The sequence below is a fragment of the Caulobacter sp. GW821-FHT10A06 genome (assembly GCF_059415805.1).
This window is the reverse complement of the sequence record NZ_JBWKNY010000002.1, coordinates 391935-414223: the sequence shown is the minus strand read 5'-3', so window position 1 is coordinate 414223 and position 22289 is coordinate 391935. Positions and strand designations below refer to the sequence as shown.

Sequence of the window (22289 nt, the reverse complement as noted above, 5' to 3'; positions counted from 1 at the left end):
CCCAGCCGCCGCGATCCTCTTCACGAGCGATGACCCGATGACTCAATCCCTGCCGTCAGGTCCTCCACGGCCAAACCGCCCGACCCGAGCGGCGGCGCGCTGGGACAGCACGCACGCCAGCCTGATCGAGGCGGCCATCGATCTCTTCCGTCGCTTCGGCGCGCATGCGACCTCGATCGGTGACATCGTCGCGGCGGCCAACCTCACCAAACCCACGCTCTATCGGCATTTTCCCAGCAAGGAGGCGCTGGTCATCGCGTGCCTCCGCGAGGAAGGACGCCAAGCAAGGCTCGCCTTGATCGAAGCCGTCGCGCCTACGCCTGGAGAACCCCGTCAGCGCATCCGCGCGATTGGCGCCCACTTCGTCGTCCAGTTCACCAAGGCGCCGAGCCGCGGGCTCTTCGCCCTCAATTTGGCGGTGGAGTATTCGCAGCCCGAAACGCCGGTGCATCAGGCGATCCACGCTGAGATCGAACGATGGCAGGACCAGCTTGCTCTGTTGCTCGCTCCGGAGGCGTCTGGCGAAATGCCTACTGTCACGCGAAAGCTCGCCTTGCTGATCTTCGGCGCGAGCGCCGCCTGCCAAGCCCTGGGCGCGCTGGCGTGCGAGCAACTTGTGGAAAGCCTCGAGGGCATCATCACGCAGCTTCCAGAGTAAGTGCTGCGGCCAGACCAAGCGCGACAGGGCCTAGGGCTGCGACTTTAGCAGTAAAACCCACTCAGCTGCCGACAACTCCGGGCCGCCGTAGGCATGCGCAAAATAGGTCTTGAGGTCTCCGGAGAACGGCCAGTCGGAGCCGGCCACGAACCGTTCGGGTCCAATCCGACGGATCAGGGCGGCCATCCTGGCGCGGTCGCTGGCCGTCGTCACCTCGGTGAAAACCTGGGCCAGATCGAAATGGACGTTGCGCACGCGCGCTGGATTCTTCTCGAACGCCTCGGCGAAGGCGCCCAGGGCGTCAAGCGTCACGGCGTCTATGCGTCCCCAGCCGGCGGCGTGGGCAATGACCACCGGCGCATCGCCGGCGGCCGGCAGCACCTCTTCCAGGAACACCCGCACATCGCGCGCGCCGTAGTCGGCCGCGCCGGTGCGCATGTGGATCATGATCGTCCAGCCGTTGGCCGAAGCAGCCTTGAACACCGCCGCCAGCTTGGCGACCAGGCCAGGGTCACGCAGGTCGACGCCGGAATTGGTCAGGTGCAGCTTCAGCCCCGTGACGGCGCGATCGCCCTTCCAGCGCGCGATCTCGCCCAAGGCGTCTGGCGCGACCGGATTGACGCTGACGAAGGCGGCGAAGCGATCGGGATATTGCCGGGCCAGGCCGACGGTGAAGTCGTTGGCCTCGCGCATGACCTCGGTCGCGTCCGGCCTGGGCTCGGCCAATGGGCTTTCGGCAAGGTAGGCCGTCGACATCAACCAGCCCCGCCGGATGCCCGCCGCGTCCATGGCCTTGAGCGCGTCCTTTTCCGTCAGCGGCGCGGTGAAGCGGGGATCGCAGGGGCTCTTGCGCTTCGGGCTGGCGCAATAGGCCGGCAGGATGTTCAGGATCGCCGGCGAATGGACATGCATATGATGGTCGACCGCCGGCCCTGCCCAGGCCGGACTAGCTAGCAGGGTGAGGGCCAACAGCGCCCCACATCGCAGAGACGTCACGTCCGATATCCTCCCCCGGCTCGCATGAGAATGGGCGCGGACTTGCTGGTCCGCGCCCTTGCCTGCCGGCTCTACTGACCCAGCAGCGTCTTTCGCCAGAACATGATGCTGGTCCAGAAGTAGTAGTCCTCGTTCTCCTTCTTGCGGAAAACGTGGCCGTCGTTCTTGGCCAGCACGTGCCAGGCCTCGCCGCCCTTGGCGCGGACAGCCTTGATCATCTGGTCGGCCTCGGTGGCCGGAACGCGCGGGTCGGTCCCGCCCGTGGCCACCAGTAGCGGGATGGTGATCTTGTCCACGCTGGTCAGCGGCGAGATCTTCATCAGTTGCTCGCGCTGCTTGGGATCGCGCTCGTCGCCATACTCCACCCGGCGCAGGTCGCGGCGGTAGGACTGGGTGTTCTGGAGGAAGGTGACGAAGTTGGAGATCGCGACGTAGCAGTTGGCCCCCTTGAGGCGGGCGCTGTAGTGCGTGGCCGAGGCGTAGCACATGTAGCCGCCGTACGAGACGCCGTTGACCGCGAAGCGGCTGGCATCCAGGGCCGGGTCCTTCTCGAGCGTATCGAGGAAGGCGCCGATGTCCTTGACCGAGTCCTCGCGCTTGAACGGCCCGTTGTCCAGGTTGACGAACCGCGCGCCGTAGCCGGTTGAGCCGCGCACGTTCGGGAAGAACAGCGCGATGCCCAGCTCGTTGAGCAGATAGTTGTTTCCGCCGAGGAAGTCGGGACGGGTCTGGCCTTCCGGACCGCCGTGGATGTCGACGATCAGCGGACGCTTGCCGGGGAACTTGGCCGGGTCGGGCTGGTAGAGGAAGCCCGACACCTTCTCGCCGTCGAAGCTGGCGACCTCCACCAACTTGGGCTCGACGTTCAGGTTCGGATCCAGGCCGCCGGTCTCGCTGTGCGTCCACTGCGTCACGGCCAGGGTCTTGGCGTCGATCGAAAACGCGTCGCCCGGCACCTTGGCGCTGGACATGGAAAGCCCGATTTGCCCCCAGGGCGAGATCTCGATGGCCGCGCCGATGGCGTAAGGGATCACGCCTGCCGGCAGGCCAGTGACCGGACGCACGGCGCCGGTGGCGATATCCAGCACCCGCACGCGCGATACGCCGGCCTCGTTGATCGCGTAGACCGCGAACGCGCCATCCGGTGAGATGGCGAAATCGCTGACGTCCCAGCGCGGCTCCTTGGAAACCGGCGTAAAGCCGCCCTTGGCGTCCAGCTTGCCCAGGCGCTGGAAGTCAGAACCCTTGTTCGAGGTCAGCCACACCGAGCCGTCATGACCGTATTTGGGATCGACGTAGGACGCCTTGGCCTTGGGATCGGTCAGGGGCTTCATCCCGCCGCTCGCCAGATCCAGTTCGTAGACCATGGCCTCGTTGACCGACATGCGGTTCAGGACCAGGGCCTTGGAGCCATCGGCGGAGAAGTCGGCGATGTTCCAGCCGCCGCCGGTGACCTGGGCGACCATGCGGTCTGTCTTGGGGTCCTTCGGGTCGACGACGTAGAGGTCCATGTCCGCGCCATTGCGGCGCGACGAGGCGTAGCCGACCTGCTTGCCATCCGGCGACCAGGCGCCGAACCAGTTGCGGCTCTTGCCGTCGGTGATCAGGCGCGGGCGGCCGGCTTCAAGGGCGTAGAGTTGGTAGAACTCGTCGCCGCCCTTGTCCTTCTGGATCACCAGGGTGTCGCCCTTGGGCGAGAGGGCCGCGGCCAGGATCGGCTCGTTCTCGAAGCTGATCTGGCGACGGTCGCCGTCGGGCTTGGCCACGATGTGGATCTGGTTCGAGCCGCCGAAGCGGGTCTTGATCAGCATCGAACGGTCAGCCGTGTTCCAGCCCAGGAAGTCAGCGTGACGGGACTGCAGATACGGCGCGGTCGCGGCCGCCAGCTCTTGTGGAATGGCCGGCGCGCCGTCGATGACGACGGCGGCAGGCGGCGCGACGGTCTGCGCCGCCAAGGGCGTCGCGGCGGCGCAGGCCAGCAGGGCCAGCGCCAGGGAGTGGCGAGAAATCATGTGAGGAACGCCTCGGAAGAAAGGGGGAGCGCCGCCGGCGGGAGGGGCTTGGGGGGAAGCAGCCGGCGGCGCGGTGTCGGGCGGGCTTAGAAACGCATCCGCGCGCCGACGGTCACATAGCGACCGATCACGTCGTAGTACGGCGAGTACAGCGAGCTGACCGGGGGTTTCTTGTCGAACAGGTTGGTGGCGTTGGCGTAGAGCTCGATCGCGTTGCCGCGGATCTCGGGCAGCTTCGCCGCAAGGCCCAGGTCGTAATAGGTGTAGGCCTTGATGTGGTTGTTCACCAGATCGACGGTGCTGTTGTAGTTGCCCGCCGAGATGTAGCGGGCGCGCAGGTTGGCGCTGAAGACGTCGCCGGCCCAGTCGATCGAGGCGTTCGCGCGGGTCTTGGGCGCGCCCAGACCGAACGAATAGCCCTGCGACTTGACGTACTCGATCTTGCTGACGCCGTCGTTGGTGGTCAGGCTGTTGATCCAGGTGCCCAGCAGGCGGGCGCGGATGCGGCCCGGAGCGCCCGGGATCAGGCGGTCGAACGCGGTCGAGTACGAGATCTCGGCGTCGAAGCCGTCGGTCTTGTAGTTGGCCAGGTTGACGTAGGTCGAGACGATCCGGGTGATCGTGCCGGCAGAGTCACGGGTGATGCGCGAGCACAGGTCCTGGTTGCCGTTGGCGCACCGGGTGACGATGTCCTGGGCCGCGATCGTGGTGATCACGTTGTCGATGTTGATGTTGAAGTAGTCGATCGACATGCTCAGGCCCGAGATCGACGGCGGCGAATAGACAAAGCCCGTGGTGAAGGTCTTGGCCGTTTCGGGGTTCAGGTTCGGGTTGCCGCCGCCGTTGGTCAGCACATAGACGCTGGAGTTGTTCGTCGGGTCGGTCAGGGTGTTGTAGCCAGTCGTCGACGACGTGAAGAGCTCGGTCAGGTTGGCCGAACGGATGTCACGCGACTTGGTGATGCGACCACGGAAGCCCGGGAAGAACTCGTTGGTGGCGCCCAGCTTCCACGACCAGATCGAACCGGTGGTGTCGTAGTCCGAGATGCGGGCGGCGGCGTTGATTTCCAGCTTGTTGAAGACCGGGACGTCACGCACCACCGGCACCAGCACTTCGGCGAAGGCCTCCTTGACGCTGAAGCTGCCGGCCATGGCCGAGAAGCTGAACGAGGTGAAGGCCTTGGCGGTGTCCAGAGCGCCGACCGTGCGATCGACCGACTCCTTGCGGGCTTCGGCGCCGACAGCGATCGAGACCGGACCGGCCGGCAGCGAGAAGGGCTCGCCGCGCAGGCTGAAACCGCCGACGTCCAACTTGCTGGTTTCGCGCATCGACGGCGTGCCGGTGACGTAGGCCAGCGCCGCCTGCGAGGGCGCGCCCTGGCCGAACAGGTTGATCGGCACGCAGTTGGTCGTCGGGTTGCTCAGGGCGATCCGGCAGACCGCCTGGCCGGTGGTCGGGCTGATCACCGAGTCGACGGCGTTGGCGTAGTTCTGGGTCAGGAAGAACCCAGGGGTGTCGATGTTGTTTTCCTGCTCGCCGTGGCTGTAGTAGGCGCTCCAGCGCCAGCCGCCGTCGAGCTCGCCGTCCAGGGCGATCGTGCCCTGGGTCGAGACACGCTCGAAGTCGATCGTCGGATAGGCCTCGGTGTTGAAGCGACCCATGGTGAAGGTGGTCTGGCCGGCGGCGGCCATCGCCGTCTTCACCGCCGTCGGCAGGAAGGCGTTGTCCGACTTGATCGTCAGGTTGCCGCGGTTGTGGTCGCCGAACCAGATGTAGTTGTTCCACATCCGCGAGCGACGCAGCTCGGCCGTCAGCTTGACCTTGTCGGTCAGGTCGTAGGTGGCGCTGGCCATGGTGGCGTAGCGCTTCTGCGGCGTGACCAGCGGCGACAGGTCGTCGTTCGATGGCCCTTCGCCACCGATCGAGTTCGTGCCCTGCACCGTACCGTAGTCGAAGGCGCGCAGGGTGCCGTCCGGATTGAAGGTCTGGCCGCGCAGCACGCCCGACATGATCAGGCCGCCCGGGGCCGCATTCGCGAAGCCGACGTCGGGCGCCAGGATGAAGCGGCCCGCGCCGTTCGAGATGGTGGCCCAGCGGCCGATGTTCGGGCGGCTGTTCTTCGGAATGACGCCGTCGTTGTCGAGATATTCGCCGCCGATGACAAAGTGGCCGCGACCATTGGCGAAGGTCGTGCCGGCCGCGCCTTCGACGCGGATCTGCTTGGCGTCGTCAAAGGACGACTCGCCGCCTTCGATGCCGAACTTGAAGCCGGTGAAGGTGCGGTCGATGGACAGGTTGACGACGCCGGCGACCGCGCCCGAACCCCAGGCGGCCGAGGCGCCGCCGGTCACGACGTCCACGCCCTTCAGCAGCACGCTGGGGATCATGTTGAGGTCGTTCTCGCCCGAGAAGCGACGGCCATCCAGCAGCACCAGGGTGCGGTTGATGCCGAGACCACGCAGGTCGACGGGAGCGTTGCCCGCGCCGGTGTTGGTGCCGGTGGTCTGCGGCGAGGTGGTGGCGCGGAACTGCGGCAGGTCGTTCAGGGCGGCGGCCACATTCGGACGGGCGCCGACGGCGAGGTCCTGGGCGGTGACGCGCACGGTCGGGGTCGGGGCCTGGAAGCCGGCGCGGTCGATGCGCGAGCCGGTGACGACGATCTCGGCGACGCTGGTGTCGTCGGCCTTGGCCGCGGCGTCTTGAGCGAAGGCGGCGCCGTGCAGGGCCAGGACGGCGGGAACCAGGCTGCAACCCAGCAGCAGGTTCCGGCGGGTTTGACGCGAAGAATTCAAAAGAGATCCCCTCTGTTTCAGCAGTCGACAGTCGCCCTCTCCCGCCACGGCCGTTGCTCGGCCGCGTTCGGTTGCGCGTCGCCGGAAGGTCAGCACCTCCAGGCGTCACAGGCGTTCCTCTGCCCCCGCTGTCCCGTGGCCTGAGAGATTCAGGCGCATGTGCGCCCTTGCTCCTTCGGCGAGGCCGCTCGCTTATGGAGCGGTCCTGCTTTCCAGCGTCCTCGTGTTCTGCGGTCCTTGGTGCCTGAGCGTTTCCGGGGCGGTTGCGCCTTCGGCGTCGGGCCAAAACCCGATCTCTTCCGCGAGAACCCGGCCAATACGAACGCTTCGTTTGATCCCGTCAAAAGCCGCTTGCGCGGCATAAACGCCCACCAGGTTTGCGAACGGAGAGATGGAAATTCCCAAGCTCAACCCGAGGCCACGCGGTTCGCTCGTCGGCTCTCGCCCAGGTTCGCGGCCGTGACAGGTCCGTGACAGTTTGGACCGTTTGGCATGGCCCCCGAAAAACAGCGACGCTTAGGCCACCCGCCTATGAATGCGCAAATTATAGGCGCCAAAAGCCTAATATTTGCACATATATCACCGACCGGCGGCGGCGTTGTGCCAACGGGCCAGCAATTCAGCTCGACGGCCTTGGTCGAAATTGGCCAGCAAGGCCGGCCCGACGCGGATCGGCCGTCCGCCGGGGCCGAGAGTCGCCGCGCCGCCGACCGGCCGGATCGGCGTCAGCCGCGCCTCGGCCAGGCGCTTCTGGCCGTCGTCGGACATCAGATAATCCAGGAAAACGCGCGCGGCCTTGGGATGCGGCGCCGAGCGGGTGATGAAGGCCACCCGCGAAATCGACAGGTGATAGTCGGTCGGCACCACATAGCCGACGTCAGGGTTGCGATGGCGCGCCCACCAGTCGGCGTAGAAGCCGTTCATATTGAACACCAGCAGCCCCGGCCCCGACAGCTCGTTCAGCAGCGCCGCGCCCGGCACGAACAGGCGCGGCTTCGACTTGGCCAGTTCCTCGTACAGCGCCCAGGCGTCCGGATAAGCCTGCAGGTCGCTGGACATGTACATGAATCCGACCCCGCTCTTTTCGGGATCGTACATGGCGATGCGGCCGCGCCAGCGCGCCGGGTCAGCGCGCAACGCCGCCAGCAGAGCCGCGTGGCTACGCGGGACCTCCGACGCCTTCAGCGCCTTCTTGTTGTAGGCGAAAACGATCGGCTCGGCCGTGACGCCATAGCCCTGGTCGCGCCAGACCGCCCAGGCCGGCAGACCCTTCGCCTCGGGACTGCGATAGGTCTGGGCGTAGCCGTCATTGATCAGCTTGACCTGGATGTCCATCGACGAGCTCCAGGCGACGTCGCCGACCGGCTTGTTGGCGTCGATCTCGGCGATCAGGCGCGTGCGCATTGGCGTGGCGGCCAGCTCGACGAACCGGACCTTGATCTTGGGGAAGCGCTGGTGGAAGCCTTCGCCGATCGCCTGGTGGACGTCGGTATTGGCGTAGACGACGACCTCGCCCTCGCGCTCGGCGGCGCGTACGTCCCAGCCGCTCGTCTCCTGCCCAGGATGCTTGGGCGCGCAGCCCGCCAGCGCCGAGGCGAGCATCAGCGCGGCGGCCAGCAGCCCGCGTCTCTTGACCGCTCGTGGCAATCGGCGTCGGATGGCGCTTTCTCCTTCCCGCGTTCGGTCCCTACATCCCCGATGAAGATACTCGTTGTCGAGGATGATCCGCCTCTACGCCGTTCGCTGACCGCGACGCTGGAGAGCGAGGGGCACCAGGCGATCTGCGCCGAGACCGGCGAAGCCGCCCTGGCCCTGGCCGCCGGCGGCGACTTCGAGGCCATTGTCCTGGACATCGGCCTGCCCGACATCGACGGCTTCGAGATCCTGGGCCAGCTGCGCCGCGAAGGCGTGCTGACGCCGATTGTCATGCTGACGGCCCGCGACGCCGTGCACGACCGCATCGCCGGCCTGGACATGGGCGCGGACGACTATGTGCTGAAGCCCTTCGACCCGTTCGAGCTGGTGGCCCGCGTGCGCGCCGTGGTCCGGCGCAAAAGCGGCTATGCGGCCCGCACCATCCATGTCGGGACCCTGGCCTGCGACTGGGAGGCCGGCGCGGCCTGGATCGGCGAGCGGCGGCTGGACCTGCGTCCGCGCGAGTGGGCGGCGCTGAAGGTGTTGGCTTCGCGCCCCGGCCGCGTGGTCGAGCGCGGACGCCTGGCCGCCGAGGTCTTTCCCGACGAGCAGGATCCCTCGCCCAACGCCCTGGACATCCATGTCGGCCGCCTGCGGCGCAAGCTGGCGCCGGACGGTCCGCGCCTCAGCACCCTGCGCGGCGTGGGCTACCGGCTCGACCCGTGAGCCGCGCCCATCCCAGCCTGGTCGGCCGCCTGCTGCTGGCCCAGGTCGCGCCCCTGGCCCTGCTGGGCGCGGCGCTCGCCCTGGCCGGCGCCCTGGCCGCCCACGCCGTCGTCGAGAAGTCGTCGGACCGCCTGCTGGCCGGCTCGGCGGCCTCGATCGTCGCCCAGATCGGCGTGCGCGAGGGCCAGGCCCAGGTGGCTCTGCCGCCGTGGGCGCTGGGCTTGCTGGACAGCCCCGAGCGCGACGCGGTGTTCTACGCCGTGCGCCAGGGCCCGCGCCTGGTCACGGGCTATGGCGACCTGCCCCGCCTGCCCGCGCCCGCACCGAACGAGACCAACTTCAACTACGCCAGGATGCGCGGCTATGAGGTGCGCATCGCCCAGTCGACGGTGCTGGTGCCGGGCGTGCGCGAGCCCGTCGTCGTGGCCGTGGCTCAGAGCCTGGATTCGCGCAAGGCCAGCGAGCGCGAGCTGCTGTCCAGCCTGATCGGCCTGCCGGTGCTGCTGGTGGTGGTCGCCGGCGTCCTGGTCATTCCCGCCGTCGGCTGGGGCCTGGCGCCCTTGCGCCGCCTCACGGCCGACCTGACGACTCGCGCCCAAGCCTCGCGCCCCGACCTGGCGCCGGTTGACGCCACAGGCGCGCCGGCCGAGCTGTCGCCGGTGGTCGGGGCCTTCAACCACCTGATGGGCAGCCTGGAGCGTTTCACCCGAGCGCTGGAGCGGTTCTCGGCCGACGCCTCGCACCAGCTGCGCACGCCACTGTCGGTGATCGTCGCCAACCTGGCCCTGCTAGAGCGCACCGCCGCCACGCCGCGCGACAAGGCCCTATTGGGCGACTCTCGCCAGGCGGCGGCCAACCTGCGCCAGGTGCTGTCACAGTTCCTGGCCCTGGCCCGTTCGGAAGCCACGGCGGCCGAGGGCGAGGCCGACCTCGCCGCCCTGCTGATCACGATCCAACTGGAGGCCGTGCGGGCCTTTCCCGATGTCGAGGTTCTGGCGCGCCTGCCCCCAGGCCTTCCCCTCGCCCGCGGCAATCCGGTGCTAGTCGGCGAGGTGCTGCGGAACCTGATCTTCAACGCCTGCGCCTATGGCGGCGGAAAGACCCGCATCGTCGCCTTCGCCAAGGCCGACACCCTGAACGTCGTCATCTGGGACCACGGCCCGGGCGTCAGCGAAGCGGATCTGGAACGCCTTTTCGCCCCCTTCAGTCGCGGTAGCGCCAGCAGTGTCGCCCAGGGTGCGGGGCTGGGCCTGGCCATCGTCCGCGCCATCACTGAGCGCCTGGAGATCGGCGTCTCGCTTCGCCGTCGGACATCGAAGCCAGGCTTGGTCGCCGAGATCACCTTCACCGTGCTGGGTCTTTGACGAAGCGACACAAGAAGGCGCTTTGCCCTTTCACGAACCGTCATCTTCGCCTTGCGTGATGAGCCGCGGCCAGACCGGCAAGCCGTTGCGTGGCAAGCAATCGCCGTTGCAATCATTGCGATCGACGATCGAAGATCCTCGATCGATAAGCCCCCCGCCGACAGCAAAATGGGGGTTTTCGAGCTATGCGACGACAGTGGCTTATGGGCGCAACGGCGCTCCTGGCGGCAGGACCCGCCTGGGCGCAATCGACTTCGACGGAGACGAACGGCCAGGTTTCGGAACTGGTGGTGATCGGCAGTCGCGGGGCGCCGAGGTTGGCGACCGACACCGCCGTGCCGGTCGACGTGTTGAGCGCGGAGTCCCTGGCCGCCCGCGGCCAGAACGACCTGACCAAGACGCTGGAATTCATGTCGCCGTCGTTCAACTATCCGCGCACCTCGTCGGGGCCGTCCTCGACCGGCGCGCGCTCGTTCACCCTGCGCGGCCTCATTCCCGACCAGACCCTGGTGCTGGTCAACGGCCAGCGCCGGCACGCGTCTTCGATCATCACCTTCAACAACGGCGCCTTCCGCGGCTCGGTGCCCGTTGACCTGAACATGATCCCGCTGACGGCGATCAAGCGGGTCGAGATCCTGCGCGACGGCGCCGCCGCCCAGTACGGTTCGGACGCCATCGCCGGCGTCATCAATCTGGTGCTGCGCGACGAGCCCGGCGGTACGCATGGTTCTGTTCAATACGGCCAGACCCAGAACGGCGAGGGCAAGACCTTCATCGCCACGGCGCGCCAGGGCTTCGCGCTGGGCGATGGCGGCTTCGTCACCCTGTCGACCGAGGTCCGTGACCGGGGCGACACCAACGCCGCCGAGATCGATCCGCGCTTCGGCCGTGTCACGTCGACCCTGGGCGATCCCCAGAGCACCGACGTCCAGGCCGTCGCCAACGCCGAGCTGCCGCTGAAGGGCGGCATGGCGGCGTTGGGCTATCTGACCTTGGGCCGACGCGAGTCGGAGATGAGCCCCCTCTTCCGGGCGCCGACCGTGTTCCCGGCCTTCTATCCCAATGGCTTCCTGCCGATCGTCAATCTCGACCTCAAGGACCTGGGCGCCAATGTCGGCATGCGCGGGACCTTGGCCGGCTGGGGTTGGGAGCTGACCGACACCTACGGCTATTCCAACGGCGACTACGACGTTTCCAACACAGTCAACACCTCGCTGGGGACCGCCAGCCCGAAGGCGTTCTACGGCGGCGGCGCGCGCTACCGCCAGAACCTGGTCAACCTGACGGTCCGCCGGGCGCTGGATGTCATGGCGGGGGCCAATCTGGCGGCCGGTGTCGAGCATCGGTTCGAGGCCTACGAACTGGTCCCGGGCGAGCCTGGTTCCTACACGCTCTCGGGCGCCCAGGGCTTCCCGGGCTTCCACCCGCCTTCCCCGGTCGATGTGGACCGCACGGGCCGTAGCGCCTTCATCGACGCCGAGCTGAGCCCGATCGAGGGCCTGAACTTGGGCGCGGCCGCCCGCTTCGAGGACTACAGCGACTTCGGCGACGCGACGACCGGCAAGCTGACCGCCTTCTGGCGACCGGCACCGCTGATCGCCCTGCGCGCGGCCGTCAGCACCGGCATCCGGGCGCCGTCATTGCAGCAGCAATACTTCTCGACGGTGACCAGCCAGCTCAACAACGGCGTGCTGCAGAACGTCGGCAACTTCGCGGTCACCGACCCGGTCTCGGTGGCCCTGGGGTCCAGTCCACTGCGTCCGGAGAAGTCGAAGAACTATTCGGCCGGCATCGTCCTGACGCCGGGCCACGGCCTGACCTTCAGCCTCGACGCGTTCCGCATCGACATCGACGACCGCATCGCGATGACCGAGAACCTGCAGGGTCCGCAGGTGGCGGCGATCCTGGCCGCGCATGGCGTGACCAACGCGGCGGTGGCGCGGTTCTTCACCAACGCCTCCGACACCCGCACCCAGGGCTGGGAAGCCACCCTGCGCTGGGACACGCGCCTGACGCAGGACGCCCGTCTGGCCCTGACGGTGGGCTATGGCGCGTTCGACACCGATCCGCTGCGGATCCGGACCAACCCTGTGCTGCCCTCGATCCCTCTGCTGGGCCCGGCCTCGATCGACGCCGTGGCCGACGCCCAGCCGCACCTGAAGGCCCTGGTCAATGCCGAGCTTTCCTGGCGCGCCTGGCGGTTCAGCGCCGACGTCACCGACTTCGGCTCGACGTCGATCCCGTTCGGGACCGGCTCGATGCGGATGCCGGGCAAGACCTCGGTGGACCTCTCGGCCGCCTGGAGCGTGACCCAGGCCCTGACCGTGACGGCCGGGGTGATCAACGCCGGCGACACCTATCCTAACCGCGTTCCCGGCGAGGCCACCGGTCGCCCCTACAGCGAGTTCGATCCGATGGGCTTCAACGGTCGTGAATTTTTCCTGCGTCTGTCGGCGGAGTTCTGACCATGACCCTGCTGCGCAAAGCCGCCTGCTCGCTCGTCGCCCTCGCGCTTGCCGCCGGTCCCGCCGGCGCCTGGACGCGGCCAGGGCACATGGTCACCGCCGCCATCGCCTATGACGAGATCGAGAAGCGCCGCCCCGACTTGATCGACACCATCGGCGCGATCCTGGACGCCCATCCTGACCGGGGCGCCTTCCAGGTGGCGGTCGACCGCACGACCGGCCGTGAACGCGTGCGGCGGATGTTCCTGGAGTGCGCCCGCTGGCCAGACGATGCGCGGCAGACGGCCTATGACCACCCCACTTGGCACATCACCCTGTGGCCGGCGGTCGAGCCCGACGCCCCAGCGGCGACCAAGGCCAAGGTGGCGGCGCGGGCCGGGCGTCCGACCGGCGAGGCGCTGGAGGGCCTGACCCTGAACTACCGCACCCTGGGCGATCCCTCGGCCACGCCGGCGGAGAAGGCGTCGGCGCTGTGCTGGCTGATGCACGTGACCGGCGACATCCACCAGCCGTTCCACACGACCGAGTTGTTCTCGGCCGCCTATCCCGCTGGCGACGCCGGCGCGGGCCGGCAGTTCGTGATCGACCCGCTGCCGCCCCACGAGCCGATCGCCCTGCACTGGTTGTGGGACGACGCGATCAGCCGTTCGGGCCTGTCCGCCGACGCCGATACGCGGGCTCGGGAGATCGAGACCCTGCATCCGCGCGCGGCGCTGGAGGAACTTAAGGCCCCGATCGTCCCGGCAAACTCCGGGCCGGACTTCAAAGCCTGGGCCCATGACGAGAGCCACGCCCTGGCCCTGTCGTTCGCCCTGCCAGCGCGCTCGCCCACCAGCCCGACGGCGGCCGGCGCCCAGCCGACCTCGGACGCCTACTGGACCAAGGTGCGCGGCGTGGCCGAGCGACGGGTGGCGATCGCGGGTTATCGGATGGCCGACCTGGTCATCGCCGCCATGGATGCGCCGAGGTAGGCGCGCTCAGGCCACGGCTCGGACCGGCGCTTGCGGGCGCCGGTCACGGGCGGCCTCGTCCTTCAGCCAGGCCCACAACGGCGCGACCTGGTTGCTCAGCAGGCGGCTGGGCTTAGCGACGAGCCGGTAGGCGCCGGGATATCGCACCGCCGGCAGGCCCAGCTCGACCAGCCGGCCCGAGCTCAGGTGGCCGGCTATGATCACGTCGATACCTGGCGCGACACCAAGCCCGGCGGCGGCGGCCTCGTACAGCGCCTGGGCCATGTCGAACGTGCTGGCCTCGCGCGGCAGGCCGCAGTCGACTCCGGCCTCGCGCGACCACCACGCCCACATGTCCTGGTGTTGGGAGAAGGTCAGCAGGCGCTCGTCGGCCAATCGGCGGGTCCCGTCGCGCAGGCGGCGAGCGACCTCGGGAGAGGCGACGGGCGTGATGCACCCCTGCAGAAGGATCTCGGCATACAGGTCCGTCACGTCGACATCCCCGGCGCAAAGGCCCAGGTCCGCGACGCCGGTGCGGATCGCCTCCGCGGTGCGGGCGGTGACGATCGCCACCTCGATGTGAGGGTGAAGGGCGTAAAAGCGCTCGATACGCGGGATCAGCCACCCGACCGCCAGCGAGTGCGACAACGAAATGCTGATCTTCTGCGCGACCGGCTTGGCCTCCAGATCACGCGCGGCGCCGAGAATGGCGCGATAAGTCGGCTCCAGGGTGTCCAGGCACGCCTGCCCGGCCTCGGTCAGGCGCATGCCGCCCGGATAGCGCACGAAGACCTCGTGACCGACAAAGGCGGTAAAGGCCTGGATGCGCCGGGAAAACGCGGCGGGGCTCAAGGCGCAACGGTCCGCGGCGATGCGGAAACTGGGCGCGCGGGCCGCCTCGACAAAGGCCTCGATCACCTCGAGCCTTGGAATGCGCCGGGACATGCAACGCCCCTCTGGTGAGTGTCGCCGGAGGACTAGGTCGGGGCGGTAACCGATTTACGACAGCGTCGACAACGGATCACGAACCGGACGTGCGGCTATCCGCCGATGGCGATCTGCGCGCCGGGCCGCTGGTCCTCGATCAGGACCCGCGCCAGGCTCGTGGCGCCGCCGCTAGGATCAGCCTGATCGGCGACGGTGCGCAGATCGACCTCCAGCCGCTCGGGCGTGGCGTCGATCAAGGTGTAGCCCGAGCGCTCGATGTCAGCGAAGCGGACGTCGGCGTTGCGGGCGCGGACGTCGCCATAGCGGGCTTTCGGGGCGTGGCTGGCGGCCAGGCATGTGGTCACCAGCTCTGTCGCCACGGGCGGCGTGTCGGGTCCGCCATTGCGCAGGTCGTTGACCATGTAGGCGTGGATGTCGCCGCTGAGGACCACGGCGTTGCGCACTGAAGGGCGCGTCAGGCTGCGCATCAGGCGGTCACGGGCGGCGGCATAGCCGTCCCATTGGTCGGACATCACGCCGTCCGGCGTCTCGATCGGCGCGACCACGGTCTGCTGGGCCAGCAGGGTCCAGCGCCCTTGCTCGGCCTTCAGGGTCTCGTCCAACCAGGTCTCCTGGGCCGCGCCCAGCATGGTGCGGTCGGGCGCGGTTAGCGCGGAACAATCGCGGCGCGCACGGTTGCCGCTCTGGCCCGGCGGATTGCAGGCCTGGACCGAGCGATACTGTCGCCCGTCCAACACCGGCAGGCTGACCAGATCGCCCCAGGCCAGACGTCGATAGAGCCTAGGCCCGTCGGGTTGGGCCCACAGGCTGGGCCGCACGGGCAGGTGCTCGAAATAGGCCTGATAGGCCGCCGCTCGCCGGCGCGCGAAGACGGTCGGATCCAACGCCTTCAGATTGGCCAGATCCGCATAGTCGTTCTCGACCTCGTGGTCGTCCCAAGTCACGGCCCAGGGCGCCAGCCGATGAGCCTCGCGCAGGTCGGGGTCGGACTTGTAGATCGCGTGCCGGCGGCGATAGCCGTCCAGGTCCATAGGTTCGGGCGCGTCGAAGGTGCGAACCTTCGGAAACTGGGCGTAGCTGTTCTCGTAGATGTAGTCGCCCAACTGGACGATCAGGTCGGGCTGCGCGGCGACCATGTCGCGATAGGCGGCGAACCAGCCCAACTCGAAGTGCTGGCAGGAACTGACCGCGATCCGCGCGCGCTCGGCGCGCTCCGGCGCGGTGGCGGTGCGTCCCACCGGGCTGACCGCGCCCAGGGCGTGGAAACGATACCAATAGGTCCGCCCCGGACGCAGGCCCTCGATCTCGACGTGCACGGCATGGCCCAGGGCGGGACTGGCCGCCCGGCGACCGCGTCGCACGATGTGTCGGAACGCCTCGTCCTCGGCGACCTCATAGGCGACCGGCACCGCGGGGACGTCCAGCGGCGCGCCGCCAGCGCTGAGGCGGGTCCACAGGACGAAGCCGTCGGTCGACGGATCGCCACTGGCCACGCCTAGTGCGAATGGCTCGGCGGGCGCGGCGCGACGGATCTCCAGCCCTCGCGTCGCCGTCGCGCGCGCTAGGAAGAGGCCGGTCGAGGCCGCCATCACGGCGCGGCGCGTCAGCAAAGACATCGCGAGGGTCCAGTCAGAGATAGGAGGCGACCCGGCCCGGACGGACCGGATCGCCCAAGGATCAGAAGTCGAACCGCGCGCCGATCCCGTAGGTGGCCGGCGCGCCGACAAGGCGAGCCGCGCCGTTCAGCTCGGGGAAATAGACCTTGTCGGTGATGTTCCGGCCATAGGCATAGACCGTCCAGTTCGAGGGCGTCGCCAGGTCCACCCGGGCGTTGACCAACGTGTAGGCCTTGGCCGTGTTGCCCGGCGTGGCGTTGAGGCGGTTGGACTCCTCGCCGTGGTGCGTGACGCCCAGGCGGCTGCGCAGCGACCAGCCGTCCTTCAGGGTGACGCTGTGGTTCAGGCTGGCGGTGGCCGACACGTCCGGCGCGCCGGGCAGCGGGTCGCCGACCGTCTGCAGCACGTCGGCCACGCGGTTCGACGAGAACGACAGGACCTCCGTATCAAGCCAGGCGGCGTTGACATCGAAGGTCAGGCCCTGGCGCTGCGTGCGCAACAACTGGGCGCTGAGCGCCACCTCGATGCCCTTACTGCTGGCCTTGCCGACATTGGCGCGGCCGTTGGTGTCGTTGGCCAGACGCGTCGTCGCCTGCAGTTCGCTGAAGCGATAGTCGAAGGCGTCCAGCGACAGGCGCAGGCGCGGCGTGCTCCAGCGCAGGCCAGCCTCGTAGGCGCGCACGGTCTCGGAGGCGAACGGCTTGGTCTCGGCCACGGTGAAGATCGAGGTGCCGTCGAAGCCACCGCCGCGATAGCCGGTGCCGCCCGAGACGAAGATATTCAGGTTGGAGGTGACGTCGTACTTCACCGTCAGGCGGCCCGAGACGTTGTCGTCCTCGAACTTCTCGTCCCACGAGAACGGGTTGGTGGTGGCGAAGGTGGTCGTGAAGGTGCTGATGCCCCACGGATTGTGGTCGACGTTGCGGCCGACATAGTGGGCGTTGTCGCGCGTGTAGCGCAGGCCCGCCGAAATCTGCAGGCGCTCGATCAGGCGGTAGTCGACCTGGCCGAACAGGGCGAAGCTGTTGCGTTCCTGACGGTGCAGGTTGTCGTAGTTGGTCAGCGCCGAATAGCTGATCCAGTTGGTGTCGAACTTGACGTCGTCGGTCACGTAGAAGGCGCCGGCGATCCAATCCAGCTTGCCGCCGGTATCGTCAGCCAGCCGCAGCTCCAGCGACGACTGGCTGAGCTTCTCGTTGGCGTCGAAGTACGACGCCGGATAGGGCGAGCCGTCGCCATTGCCCTGCACCGAACGCTTGCTGCCCTGCCAGCCGCCAACAGCGGTGAAGTTCAGGTTCTCGCGGACCTTGTGGCTGAGGGTCGTAGAGCCGCCATAGATGTCGATGCGCTGGGTCGGATAGCCCACCGAATAGAACTCGTAGGGATCGTCGTTCTCACCCGCGTTGGCGACCGTGGCGTCCTGCGCCCGCGAGATGCGGTCGTACTGGCGAGTGTCGCCGCGATCGCGGCTGCCGAACAGCTTCACGACCAAATCGCTCTCGGGGGCCATCTTGAAGTCGAAAGTGGCGCGGCCGGCGACCAGGTCCTTGTCGCCGAAACCCTCGCGACGGCCCGGATCGACCAGCGCCGGCACCTGGGTCTGGACCACGCCACGCACCGACGGACGGAACCCCGCAAGCAGGCCCGCGCCCGCGCCGTCCATGAAGCCGCCGCCGTTCTGGGCCAGCACGGCCAGGCGCACGCCCAGGTTCTCGCTGACCGGACCGCCGACCGACGCTTCCATCTCGGTATAGTCGTAGCTGCCGTATTCGACGCGGCCCGAGCCCTCCAGCACGTCGCCGGGACCGCGGGTGATCGCGTTGATGACGCCCGCGGTGGTGTTGCGGCCGTACAGCGTGCCTTGCGGACCTTTCAGCACCTCGATGCGGTCGAGGTCGAACAACGGCATGCCAAGGTAGGCGTTCGAGGTCTGGTAGACGCCATCGACATGCATCGCGACGGAGGGGTTGCCGTTGGGCTTGTAGTCGTCGGCGCCGCCGATGCCGCGGATGCTGATCAGGCCGTAGTTGGTGCCGCCGAACGCGTAATTGACCGACACGCCGGCCACCTGGTCGACCAGGTCGGCGACGTTGGTGATGCCGCGTCGCTGGGCGTCGCCGCCCTCGACGACGGTCACGGCGATCGGAACGTTCTCGATCCGCGCCGAGCGCTTCTGGGCGGTGACGACGACTTCTTCCAGCTCGGCGACGACCGGATTTTCCTCCACCGAGATCACGAAGGTGCGCGGGCCGGTCAGAGTGGCTTTCAGGCCCGAACCGGCCAGCAGGTCGCGCAGCGCCTCGGCCGGCGCGCGGGTCCCGACCACGGCGTTGGCGCGCTTGCCCTTCACCAGGTTGGACGCATACAGCACCTGCACGTCGGCCTGCTTGGCGAAGGCCGGCAGGGCCAGTTCCAGCGGCTGGGTCGGCAGGGTGAAGGCTACGGCCGGCGCGCTCGTCTGGCGGGCCAGGGCCGGCGCGGCGGCGCCCAGGACGGCGACGGCGCAGCAGGCCATCAGGCCGCGGCGAAGACCGGCGGCGTGGGAAACTCGGTTCGTCATCGTACTTTCCTAGGCAATCGCCGGCCCCCGTCGACCGATCACCCCCAGGAACTGCGGCGGCGCCGAAAGCCTCACCTTGTCTTGAAAATTTCATCGAGCGCCGACGGCCCGCGACGCTTACTCGGCGATCTCCCAGGTGGTCTCGTCGACTTGGCGGACGCGCAGGCCAAAGCCGGCCCGCAAGGCGTTAGCGAACTCCCGCGTGCCGTCATACCGGAACGATCCCGAGATCCGGACACTGTCCAGCTCGGCCCCCGAGGCTAGGAACAGCCGGTCGCTGGAGTACCGGTTGAAGGCGGTCGCGACCTGGGCGAGCGAGGCGTCGCTGAACACCAGGCGCCCCTCGCGCCACGCGGTGAGCTCTTTCAGCTCGACGCTGGCCACGCGCTGTGCGCCGACCCGCCCCGACATCATCTGGCCGGTCGTCAGCCGCCGGCTGCCGCCCTGCCCGTTTGCCACGACGTCGAGGGCGCCGTCCTCGATCAGGATCTGCGCGGCCTTGTCCTGCAAGGCCACCTGGAAGCGGCCGCCGCTGCCTTGAGCGCTCTTGTCGCCGACGATGATCTGGAACGGCCGCTCAGGCGCGGTGCGCGCGTCGAAGTAAGCCTGCCCCTCGACCAGCTTCACCCGGCGAAACGCCTTGTTGTACTGGACACGCACGAGCGACAGCGGCGCGAGAGTCACGCTGGATCCGTCAGGCAAGGGCGCGGTCAAACGCTCGCCGGCGCCGGTGCGGATGGTCGCCCCGGCCGCGCTGGCCATGACCAGCGCCCCGCCCCCTGCCCCCGCCGTCGCGAACGCGCCGGCCAGACCGAAAATCGCTCGCCGGCGATTGACGCCCGAGGCGTCGCGCAACGCGGCCGCGCGCATCGCCATCAGGCCGGGCGCGCCCTTGGCCGCGCCCAGGGTCGACCAGGCGTCGGCGGTCTCCTGATAGGCGTCGGCATTGCCGGGGGTCTCGAGCCATTCGAGAAACGCGCGGCGATCCTCGGCGCTCAGCGGTCCGCGATCGGCCTTGGCGAACCAGACGGCGGCGTCTTCATGGGAAGTGTTTCCGGCCATCAGCCCTGCTCCCGCAAGGCGTCGCGCAGGACGGCCATCGACCGCACCAGATGCTTCTCGACGGCGCTGACGGAGATGTTCAGCCGAGCGGCGATCTGGGCGTGGCTCATGTCCTCGAAGCGGCGAAGGATGACGATGGTGCGCGCCCGTGGCGAAAGGCCCTTCAGGGCCGCGTGGATACGTTCGAGGTTCTGCCTGCCGCCAACGACGTCCTCCGCTCCCGGGAGATCATCGGCCAAATCGATTCGGTCCAAATCCACGGCGTTCAGCATGGGCCGCTTGCGCTCCCGTTTGACCTTGTCGCGAAGCAGGTTGGCCGCCGCCTCGAACACGTAACCGTCGACGCTTTCCAGGGTCATCAAGCCGGGACGGCGCAGCAGGCGCAGAAACAAATCCTGCACCAGTTCCTCACTGTCAGGCTGCGAGCCGGTGCGCTGTGTGAAGTAGCGCAGCAGGGGAAGTCGAAGGCGGCGGGTCAGCGCCTCGAAGCGTTCGGGTCCGGTCGCACCGGACGCTGCGCCACGATCGGAGGCTAGCATGGACATGAAGCGCCCATGCCAGCACCTCGCGACAATCATGTGAATGTCGCGAGGCGGCGATTGCCTAGCCTTCCTCGGCCGTCCCCTCGATGACGACCACCGAAGGCCGGGGCGGTCGGCCCTCGACGAAGTCGGGCCAACGGGTCGCCGCCTGTTCGAGCGATGCTGAGCGTTCGGCGGGATGCTGCACCGACAGGAACATGGCCTTGCCGTCGCGCGTGAAGGCCGGGCTGCAGCATTCGGCGCCAGGCGGCGGCGAATAGAACAGGCGCGGCCACGCCGCCTGGGGGCCGGAGACCTCCATCATCCACAGGCCGTCGTGGTCGCGCGCGCCGGGACCGTCGGTACAGACCCACATCCGCCCCTGGGGGTCGAAAGCGATATTGTCGGGCGCCTCGAACCAGTCTTCCGGCCCGGCGTCGGGATGGAAACGAGCGCCGCTCTCCGCGACGGCGGGATTTCCGCACAGGGCGAAGACGCGCCAGGCGAAGCGGTCAGCGGTGTGATCCGGGCCCTTGCCATGATCCGGCGGCGTCAGCTCGAGAATATGACCGCCGCTGTTCTTGGCGCGAGGATTGGCCGGGTTGGGCGCCGCCGTGCGATCGTCAACACCGGTCAACACGATATAGACGCGGCCCGTCTTCGGATTGGGCTCGTAGCCCTCCGGCGAGTCCATCGGCGTGGCGCCCACGAGGTCGGCCGCGCGGCGGGTCTCGATCAGCACATCGCCCTGGCTGTGGAAGCCGTTGGCCGGCGTCAGCGGACCGCTCCCAAACACCAGCGGCGCCCAGTCCACCGTGCCGTCGACATGGAAGCGCGCCACGCTCAGCACGCCGTCGTCGAGCAGGTCGCGGTTGGCGGCGCGATCGTGCGGGTTGAAGACGCCATTGCTGACGAACCGGTAGCAGTACTCGTACTCCCAGTCGTCGCCGAGATAGACCACCACCCGGCCGTCGGGGGCGACCACGCTATGAGCGCCCTCGTGGGCGAAACGACCCAGGGCGGTGCGCTTGACCGGCGGCGCGGCGGGATCGAGCGGATCGATCTCGACCACCCACTCGAAGCGGTTGGACTCGTTGGGCTCGACGCCGAGGTCGAAACGCTTGTCGACCCTGGCCCAGCCATAGCGGCCGTCGGGCTCCAGGTCGGTATAGTAGCCGCGCTTCATCCGCTCGGGCTCGGGATGATGACGCCAGTCGCCGCCGAAGAAGTCCGCCGAGCCCTCCTCGCCCGACAGCACCGTGCCCCAGGGCGTGACGCCGCCGTTGCAGTTGTCGTGCGTGCCCAGCACCAGCCGCCCCGTCGGGTCGGCCTTGGTCCGTAGCTTGGGGTGGCCCGCGGCCGGGCCGGAGATGCGGATGGGCGTCGTGGCCGTGACCCGGCGATTGAACGGGCTGTCAGGAACCAACCGCCAGCCCCCCCCTTCCCGCCGGACCTCGGCGACGCTCATCCCCACGACGGCCATGCAGACCCTGAGCTGCTCGTCGGTCAGGGCCGAGGCCCCGGCCTCGCGCGCCACGCCCGGGAACATCAGGAACGGCACGGGGTATTCGTGATTGACCACCAGCAGGCCACCGTCGGGATCGTTGGACGGCAGGGGCAGGAAGGCGGTGAAGTCGTTGTTGTAGCCGAACTGCCGCTCGGCGGCCGCCGCCGTCAGGGCGGAGGGATCGAACGGCGGAGCGTCCGACCACAGAGGATCGCCCCACCGCAGTACGACGGTGCGCTTGAACCCCTCGGGCAAGGCCTCGACCGGGCCGATCGAGGGCGACAGCGGCTTGAAACCGGTCGCCCTCGAAGGCTCAGCCTGGACCCCGAACGGCGCGGCGATCCCGGCGGCGAGGCCCGCCAGCAGCAGGCCTCGCCGGTCGATCAGCGCGCCGATCGGCTCGCCCCCGCGCGGCCGGCCGCGGGCGGCGCGGCCTTTGTCATTGTGGACGCGCGAGGGCCAGCTCCAGGTCATCGC

Annotated in this window: 15 protein-coding genes and 2 riboswitches; of the genes, 5 read left to right on the top strand and 10 right to left on the bottom strand. The window is 68.5% G+C overall.

Features of this window, described 5'->3' with window-relative positions; translation table 11 throughout:
* Positions 1 to 37: 37 nt before the first annotated feature.
* Positions 38 to 658 (top strand): TetR/AcrR family transcriptional regulator, encoded by a 621-nt coding sequence (locus AC07NF_RS05880; protein WP_494628223.1) that lies wholly within the window; start codon positions 38 to 40, stop codon positions 656 to 658.
* Positions 659 to 688: 30 nt separating this feature from the next.
* Here AC07NF_RS05880 and AC07NF_RS05875 read toward each other — a convergent pair whose 3' ends face one another.
* The 4 genes from AC07NF_RS05875 to AC07NF_RS05860 all read right to left on the bottom strand — a co-directional run bounded on the left by AC07NF_RS05875 (position 689) and on the right by AC07NF_RS05860 (position 8060).
* A complete protein-coding gene (locus tag AC07NF_RS05875) occupies positions 689 to 1654 on the bottom strand; it encodes an amidohydrolase family protein (RefSeq protein ID WP_494628226.1) in 966 nt (321 codons plus the stop codon).
* A 71-nt stretch (positions 1655 to 1725) separates the two neighbouring features.
* A complete protein-coding gene (locus AC07NF_RS05870) occupies positions 1726 to 3666 on the bottom strand; it encodes a S9 family peptidase (RefSeq protein ID WP_494628228.1) in 1941 nt (646 codons plus the stop codon).
* Between the two features lie 86 nt (positions 3667 to 3752).
* Positions 3753 to 6458, bottom strand: a complete 2706-nt coding sequence (locus AC07NF_RS05865; RefSeq protein ID WP_494628231.1) for a TonB-dependent receptor domain-containing protein — start codon at positions 6456 to 6458, stop codon at positions 3753 to 3755.
* Positions 6459 to 6584: 126 nt separating this feature from the next.
* Positions 6585 to 6676, bottom strand: a riboswitch (glycine riboswitch).
* A 3-nt stretch (positions 6677 to 6679) separates the two neighbouring features.
* A riboswitch (glycine riboswitch) is annotated at positions 6680 to 6770 on the bottom strand.
* A gap of 267 nt (positions 6771 to 7037) precedes the next feature.
* Positions 7038 to 8060, bottom strand: coding sequence for an ABC transporter substrate-binding protein (locus tag AC07NF_RS05860; protein ID WP_494628233.1), 1023 nt, complete (start codon positions 8058 to 8060; stop codon positions 7038 to 7040).
* 96 nt (positions 8061 to 8156) lie between these two features.
* Between AC07NF_RS05860 and AC07NF_RS05855 the strand changes: the two genes are divergently transcribed.
* The 4 genes from AC07NF_RS05855 (at position 8157) to AC07NF_RS05840 (ending at position 13619) form a co-directional block, all read left to right on the top strand.
* The gene (locus AC07NF_RS05855) at positions 8157 to 8819 is read left to right on the top strand and encodes a response regulator transcription factor (RefSeq protein ID WP_492810214.1); all 663 of its coding nucleotides are present in this window, start codon (positions 8157 to 8159) and stop codon (positions 8817 to 8819) included.
* On the top strand, positions 8816 to 10183 hold the full coding sequence (locus AC07NF_RS05850; RefSeq protein ID WP_494628236.1) for a sensor histidine kinase: 1368 nt from the start codon (positions 8816 to 8818) through the stop codon (positions 10181 to 10183). Before AC07NF_RS05855 ends, AC07NF_RS05850 begins: the two co-directional genes overlap by 4 nt.
* A 317-nt stretch (positions 10184 to 10500) precedes the next feature.
* Complete coding sequence (locus AC07NF_RS05845; protein ID WP_494628238.1) at positions 10501 to 12648, top strand: TonB-dependent receptor plug domain-containing protein; 2148 nt, start codon at positions 10501 to 10503, stop codon at positions 12646 to 12648.
* Between the two features lie 2 nt (positions 12649 to 12650).
* Complete coding sequence (locus tag AC07NF_RS05840) at positions 12651 to 13619, top strand: S1/P1 nuclease (RefSeq protein ID WP_494628240.1); 969 nt, start codon at positions 12651 to 12653, stop codon at positions 13617 to 13619.
* A gap of 6 nt (positions 13620 to 13625) precedes the next feature.
* Here AC07NF_RS05840 and AC07NF_RS05835 read toward each other — a convergent pair whose 3' ends face one another.
* From AC07NF_RS05835 to AC07NF_RS05810, 6 genes are all read right to left on the bottom strand, one after another.
* Positions 13626 to 14543, bottom strand: a complete 918-nt coding sequence (locus AC07NF_RS05835) for a LysR substrate-binding domain-containing protein (protein WP_494628242.1) — start codon at positions 14541 to 14543, stop codon at positions 13626 to 13628.
* A 95-nt stretch (positions 14544 to 14638) separates the two neighbouring features.
* Positions 14639 to 16162, bottom strand: coding sequence for an alkaline phosphatase D family protein (locus tag AC07NF_RS05830; protein ID WP_494628244.1), 1524 nt, complete (start codon positions 16160 to 16162; stop codon positions 14639 to 14641).
* A gap of 61 nt (positions 16163 to 16223) precedes the next feature.
* Positions 16224 to 18722 (bottom strand): TonB-dependent receptor, encoded by a 2499-nt coding sequence (locus tag AC07NF_RS05825; protein ID WP_494628245.1) that lies wholly within the window; start codon positions 18720 to 18722, stop codon positions 16224 to 16226.
* A 117-nt stretch (positions 18723 to 18839) separates the two neighbouring features.
* Positions 18840 to 19784: a FecR family protein gene (locus AC07NF_RS05820; protein WP_494628246.1), complete on the bottom strand. Its 945-nt coding sequence runs from the start codon at positions 19782 to 19784 to the stop codon at positions 18840 to 18842.
* A complete protein-coding gene (locus AC07NF_RS05815; protein ID WP_492810198.1) occupies positions 19784 to 20329 on the bottom strand; it encodes an RNA polymerase sigma factor in 546 nt (181 codons plus the stop codon). Before AC07NF_RS05815 ends, AC07NF_RS05820 begins: the two co-directional genes overlap by 1 nt.
* 58 nt (positions 20330 to 20387) lie before the next feature.
* Positions 20388 to 22286 (bottom strand): PhoX family protein, encoded by a 1899-nt coding sequence (locus tag AC07NF_RS05810; RefSeq protein ID WP_494628248.1) that lies wholly within the window; start codon positions 22284 to 22286, stop codon positions 20388 to 20390.
* Positions 22287 to 22289: the final 3 nt, after the last annotated feature.